The following is a 6076-nucleotide window of genomic DNA, read 5'->3' as shown; positions in this document are numbered from 1 at the left end:
CGACCCTGGTAATGGGCGCGAGGTATGATGAGATGAATCCTGAGAGCGAACGCCGGGAAGCAGCCCTCATTCCAGCTGCCAGGCTCTTCATGAGCGAGACTGGCAGCCATCTGGCGATGTGGGACGACCAGAAAGCGTATTTCGAGGCGCTCCTTTCGTTCCTGAATCGCCAAAGAGCCTAGGGTGTTTGATCCCGGGCTTTGATGGTGCAGTCTTTTCGCAGGAATGGAAGGGTGCACTATGGGCCAGGTTCTCCATGGGAGCGCCACGACGACAGCGGCGGTCCGTCGAGCGATACAGCATAGTCAAGAGAGCCTGAGGGGCCTGGCAAAGCGCTACGGGATCAATCAGAAGACCGTCGCGAAATGGAAGAAGCGGCGCTCGGTCGCCGACCTGCCGACTGGCCCCAGAGAGCCAAGATCGACGGTTCTGTCGACCGGGGAAGAGGCGATCATCGTCGCCTTCCGGCGGCATACCCTGCTTCCGCTGGATGATTGCCTGTACGCGCTGCAGCCGACGATCCCGCACCTGAGCCGTTCATCGTTGCATCGATGCCCGCAGCGGCATGGCATCAGCCGACTGCCGGATATCGAGGGCGACAAGGAGCCAAAGAAGAGGTTCAAGTCTTACCCGATCGGCTATTTCCATATCGACATCGCCGAGGTCCAGACTGCCGAGGGTAAGCCCTCTCTCGACACATCTCTGATCGTCGCGGCGCTCTCCAACGAAGCAGTGACGACGCGCGTTCAGGCTTGGCTGGCATAGCAACACCCAGTGCGGCATTTGATCAGCGACTGGATCATCAACGAGATATCCTCGGCCACGGCGATCAAACTTCGGACCAGGCAGATTAACATTGCGCAGCGCGCAGCCGCGTTGGCCATGCTTAACAAGCTGGTCACGGAGAGCTTCACCGTACTGACGATAACAGGCGGGCATTTCCGAGGTGCGGCAAGGTTCACCGATCAACACTCTCTCGGGCTGCGCGTGGGTGATGCGCTGCACCTAGCGGTAGCATCCGAGACTGGTGCATCGGTCGGCGTGCCGACACCGTTGCGGGCATGAGCCGGGATCTCTCTTTGGCCTGCCGCCGCTCGGAACATACCAACTGCAGCACACGGCCCGCGCGCCAACGCAAGCGACCGAGGGCACGCGCGGCCATCGCAAACCAACAACAACGAATTCGGCAACGAAAATAGGGAACTTTCGCCTAGTCCAGAGCAAGCCCTTGAGCTTGCTGGCGCGCCAACCAAGGTGAAACCACGAACACCTATGTCATTGAAATTTCGGTGGTTTAGAAAGAGCCGATGAACGACTATCATTAGCGAACCGATCTACATTCCTTCGGGCAATCCCGTGATAGCGCTTCGCTTCTGCCGTACCAAAAACGTTGGCGCGGCATGGATGCCCGAGGAGAGCCCGCGTGATGCGCACCGAAGACACCGCCCGCGAACTCTGCGCCATTGATCTGCGCCAGCGGGGCATCAGCGAAGGACGCCTTCCGGCGCTGGTTGAGCAATTCTGGCCGGTGCTCGCCAACGAGATACGCCAGGGCATCGCGGACGGCGAATGGCGCTTCAGCCCCGAGCAGATCGAAGCGCTCTCGGCCGAATATCGGGCGCTGCTCGACGGTCGGTAGAACCGCCGCGGGCGCTAGAGCCGCCCGGCGACCGCCTCGATCCGCCCCAGCACCTCGACGATCTCCGCCTCGGTCACGGTCAGCGGCAGCGACAGGCCGATGGCGGCGCCGCCCTTGGCGGTGGTGGACAGGCCGTGCGCGAAGCAGGTCGCGACCAGATGCTCGGCGAAGGCCGGGCCCGGCGCCTGGCCGAAGCAGGTAGCATCGAACTCGACCGTCAGCAGCAGGCCCAGCCCCCGCGTCCCTCTCACGCCCGGTACGCGGGCCGCGATGTCGGCGACGCCGGCGGCAAGCCGACCGCCGGCGTCGCGGGCGCGGACGACCAGATCGTCGCGCGCGATGATCTCCAGCAGGGTCAGCGCCGCGCGGGTAGTGAGCGGGTTCTTCTCGTGGGTGTAGTGCCCGAGCTCCAGCTCCGGCGCGACATTGAGGCGGGCATCGCCGATCACCGCCGCGATCGGCACCATGCCGCCGCCGAGCGCCTTGCCCAGCACCGCCATGTCCGGCATCGCGCCGAAATGCTCGAAGGCGAAAAAGCGGCCGGTCTTGCCGAGGCCGGAGGGGATCTCGTCGAAGATCAGCTTGGTCCCATGTGCGTCGCACAGCGCCCGCACGCGGGGCCACAGATCGGCTGGGGGCACATGGCAGTTGGAGCGCATCGGCTCGGCGATTACCGCCGCGATGCGGCCGGTGGCGAGATGTCCGGCGATCGCCTCCAGCATCCGCGCCGGACCGTCCTCGCCGACCCAATAGGGCGTGACGTGATGGCGCCCCGGCAGGAAGGCGCCGAGGCGCGGGTCCGACGTGGCCGAGGACAGGCCGAAGGCGCCGAAGCCATGGCCGTGATAGGAGCCCTCCAGCGAGACCGTCTCGAAGCGGCCGGTGGCGACGCGGGCGAGCTTGAGCGCGATCTCGATGGCGTCCGAGCCGCCGGTGGCGAAAAGCACCCGTGCCGGCGGCCCCGGCCAGCGGGTCAGCAGTGCCTGTGCCAGCGCGACGGCGGGCGCGTTGGTGTAGCGGCGCGGCGCGAAGGCGAGATCATCGAGCTGCTGCTTCAGCGCGGCGACAATCTCCGGGTGGGCGTGGCCTATATGGTGCACGGTGTTGCCGTGAAGATCGATGAAGCGCCGGCCGTTCATATCCTCCAGCCACAGCCCGTGCGCCGCCCGCAAGGCACTGACGCAGGGGCTGGACCCATGCTGGTGGAAGAACGCCGCGGCATCGCGGGCGACGAGGTCGTCGGGAGCTGTCATGGCGCCACCGTGGAGAGATCGGCCGCGGGCGCGCGCGGCCTCGTGCGACGAATATCGAGCTTGCGGTTCTCCACCAGCCAGACCAGCCCCATGGCAATGAGCGCGAAGCCCAGCAGAGCGAGGCTCTTGGCGGCGGCGTAGCCATAATCGCCCGAGGTGGCGTGGTTGAAGATCGCCACCGAGGCCAGCTTGTGATTGCCGGAGACGAGGAAGATCACCGAGGACAACGTGGTCAGCCCGTCGATGAAGACATAGAGCATGCCCAGCAGCAACGCCGGGCGCAGCATCGGCAGCGTCACCCGGAAGAACCGCGACAGCATCCCGGCGCCGAGGCTCTCCGCCGCCTCGTCCACCGAGCGATCGAGCCGCTGCAGCGCCGCGCGGGCAGCGAGCACGCCGACGAACAGGTTGGAGAACAGGATATTGATGACCAGGATCGCCGAGGTGCCGGTCAGGGAGAGTTCGGGGAAGCCGAACGGCACGTTGAAGGCGACGATATAGCCGATGCCGAAGATGATGCCGGGCAGGATCGCCGGCACCAGCGCCAGGAACATGATGAGGTTGGCGCCGGGCGGGCGCAGGCGCTCCACCACGTAGGCGATGACGACCGCGAACAGTCCGCCTATCGGCGCGGCGACGCCGGCGAGGCGCACGCTGTCCCAGACCAGGTCCAGCCCGCGCTCGGAGGAGCCGTAGCCCGAACCGGCGAGGCCGACATCGACACCGGCGCCGGTGAAATAGCCGAGCGTCAGGCTCCAGTCGGTGCCCCAGACGCGGGTGACCGCGCCTAGCGCCATGGTGCCATAGACGGCGAACACCAGCGCCGCCATGGTGCCCGCCGTCAGCGTCAGCCCGGCCCGCACCATCGCCGGCACCGGCAGCTCGGAGCGCGGCCCCGCGGCCGCCGTATAGGATTTGCGCCGGCCGAACGCTTCCAGCGCCAGGTAGAGCAACAGCGAGGGAATGATCAGCCACATGCACAGCGCCGCCGCCAGCGGCGTGTTGCGATAGGCGGTGATCTCGTCATAGACCACGCCGGCCAGCACCGGCGTGTCGCGGCCGAGCACCATCGGGTTGCCGAAATCGGTCAGGCTCAGGATGAACACCAGCACCACGGCGCGCTTGATCGCCGGCCACGCCATCGGCAGCGTCACCTGGAAGAAGCCGCGCAACGGCCCGGCGCCGAGCCCCGCAGCGGCTTCGAACAGCCGCCCGTCCTGCTTGCGCAGGCCGTTATCGAACACGATCAGCGCCGCCGGCATGAAGGACAGCGTCTGTGCCAGCACGATTCCGAACAGGCCATAGAGGTTGGTCTGGTCGGCGTCGATCAGGCCCAGCCCCTGGTCCAGCAGCGCGTGCGTCACCAGCCCGCGGCGGCCGAACAGCATGATGGTGGCGGTGGCGACCAGCACCGGCGGCGCCACCAGCGGCATCAGCAGCACCGCGCGGGTGGCGGAGGGCCACGGCACCGCGCCGGTATTGAGGCCATAGGCGAGCGCGAAGGCCAGCGTCACGGTGAACAGCACCGAGAGCGCCGCCAATGACAGGCTGTTGAGCGCCGCGCCGCGCAGATAGGGCTCCTCGAACACCTTGAGATAATGGTCGAGCCCCCAACGCTCGTCGGTGCCGTTGCGCAGCGCGTCGAACGCCTCGGGCCCCAGCGCCTCCCGGACCTTGAAGGCCAGCGCGGTGCGCTTGTGCAGCATGATGTGGGCGATGGCGAGATTGTCCTCGACCGCGTGTCGGCGCGCCGCCGGCAGGTCGCGCAGGGCGGCCTGCATCGCCGCCCTCTGGTCGGAATAGGCCGCCTTGCGGTCCCAAAGCACCGGCACCCCCGCCAGCGCGAAGGCGGCGGCGGTGGCCTCCACCGTCTCGGCCTCGGTGGCGCTCCGCGCCCAGCGCTGGGTGAGAACCTCGCGCTCCCCGGCGGGCACCGCATCCAGAGCATGCTGCGAGGTGGCCTTGAGCCGCGCCAGCGGCGTCGGGCCGGAGATGACGAAGCTCTCCACCAGCACGGCGCCGATCGGATAGGCGATGAACAGCGCCAGCAGCAGGGCGACGCCGCCGCTGAGCAGCAACGCCGGCAGATGGCGGACGGACAGCCTCATCGCGGCTCGTCCGCCACGATGACGGCGCGGGACGGGTCCGGCCGCAGCACTACTGCGCCGCCGCGCGGCCACAGCCCGCCGGCCTCGAAGGATGGGCGGTCGGCGATGACCAGGCGCCCCGAGGCGAGGCGGATGCCGAGCCGCACATTGGCGCCGAGAAAGGTCGCGCTCTCGACGATGCCGGCGATGCCCATACCATCGGCGGCCAGCGCGATGTGCTCGGGCCGGTAGAGCGCGGTCAGCGTCGCGCCCGGCGGCGTGCGCGGCGGCAGCGCCATCGGCCAGACCACGCCTTCCGCCTTAAGGCCGCCCGCCACCGCCCGGCCCTCGATCAGGTTGGAGATGCCGATGAACCCGGCGACGAAGCGCGTGGCGGGGCGGTGATAGATGTCGGCGGGGCTGCCGATCTGCTCGATGCGCCCGCGCCGCATCACCGCCACCCGGTCGGACAGCGCCAGCGCCTCCTCCTGGTCGTGGGTGACATAGAGCGTGGTGATGCCGAGCCGGTCGACCAGCGCCCTCAATTCGGTGCGCAGCTTCACCCGGATGCGGGCGTCGAGCGCCGACATGGGCTCGTCCAGCAGCAGTATCTCGGGATCGCAGGCCAGCGCCCGCGCCAGCGCCACACGCTGCTGCTGGCCGCCGGAAAGCTCGTGCGGGTAGCGGGCGAGCAGCGGGTCGATTTCCACCAGCCGCGCCAGTTCCTCGATGCGCCGGTTGCGGGCGGCGCGCGGGCCGGTGAGCGCGAAGCCGATATTCTGCGCCACGGTCTTGGTGGGAAACAGCGCGTAGGACTGGAACACGAAGCCCACGCGGCGCCGCGCCGGGGCCATGTCGGTGACGTCTTCGCCCCCGCGCAACACCTGCCCGGCATCGGGGCGGGCGAAGCCGGCGACGATGCGCAGCAAGGTGGTCTTGCCGCAGCCGGAATCGCCGAGCAGCGTGACGAACTCGCCGCGCGCCAGTTCGAACGAAACGGCGTCGACCGCCACTGTGCGGTCATAGGCCTTGCGCACCGCGCGCACGCCAAGATGCGGCCGGCCCATGGCGAGGGCCGGCCGATCCTGTGACCGCGT

4 protein-coding genes and 3 pseudogenes are annotated in these 6076 nt (G+C 68.1%); 4 read left to right on the top strand and 3 right to left on the bottom strand.

Annotated elements, in window-relative coordinates; translation table 11 throughout:
• The 4 genes and pseudogenes from KHC23_RS05660 to KHC23_RS05645 form a co-directional block, all read left to right on the top strand.
• A pseudogene (locus KHC23_RS05660) lies at positions 1 to 182 on the top strand (proline iminopeptidase); the annotation flags it as partial.
• Between the two features lie 58 nt (positions 183 to 240).
• Positions 241 to 684: pseudogene (locus KHC23_RS05655) on the top strand (transposase family protein); the annotation flags it as partial.
• Between the two features lie 18 nt (positions 685 to 702).
• A pseudogene (locus KHC23_RS05650) lies at positions 703 to 1065 on the top strand (type II toxin-antitoxin system VapC family toxin).
• Positions 1066 to 1426: 361 nt separating this feature from the next.
• The gene (locus KHC23_RS05645; protein ID WP_246544261.1) at positions 1427 to 1639 is read left to right on the top strand and encodes a hypothetical protein; all 213 of its coding nucleotides are present in this window, start codon (positions 1427 to 1429) and stop codon (positions 1637 to 1639) included.
• 14 nt (positions 1640 to 1653) lie between these two features.
• On the opposite strand, the gene KHC23_RS05640 is transcribed toward KHC23_RS05645, so the two are convergent.
• From KHC23_RS05640 to KHC23_RS05630, 3 genes are read right to left on the bottom strand one after another with little or no spacing between them, the layout of a single operon-like run.
• Positions 1654 to 2892, bottom strand: coding sequence for an aminotransferase class III-fold pyridoxal phosphate-dependent enzyme (locus KHC23_RS05640; protein WP_213370352.1), 1239 nt, complete (start codon positions 2890 to 2892; stop codon positions 1654 to 1656).
• The gene (locus tag KHC23_RS05635; RefSeq protein ID WP_213370350.1) at positions 2889 to 5000 is read right to left on the bottom strand and encodes an ABC transporter permease; all 2112 of its coding nucleotides are present in this window, start codon (positions 4998 to 5000) and stop codon (positions 2889 to 2891) included. Before KHC23_RS05635 ends, KHC23_RS05640 begins: the two co-directional genes overlap by 4 nt.
• Positions 4997 to 6046 (bottom strand): ABC transporter ATP-binding protein, encoded by a 1050-nt coding sequence (locus KHC23_RS05630; RefSeq protein WP_246544259.1) that lies wholly within the window; start codon positions 6044 to 6046, stop codon positions 4997 to 4999. The genes KHC23_RS05635 and KHC23_RS05630 overlap by 4 nt, the downstream gene beginning before the upstream one ends.
• Positions 6047 to 6076: the final 30 nt, after the last annotated feature.

The organism is Ancylobacter dichloromethanicus (assembly GCF_018390645.1).
Lineage (GTDB): Bacteria > Pseudomonadota > Alphaproteobacteria > Rhizobiales > Xanthobacteraceae > Ancylobacter > Ancylobacter dichloromethanicus.
Note: the sequence above shows the minus strand (reverse complement) of the source record. Positions and strands in the feature narration are given on the sequence as shown.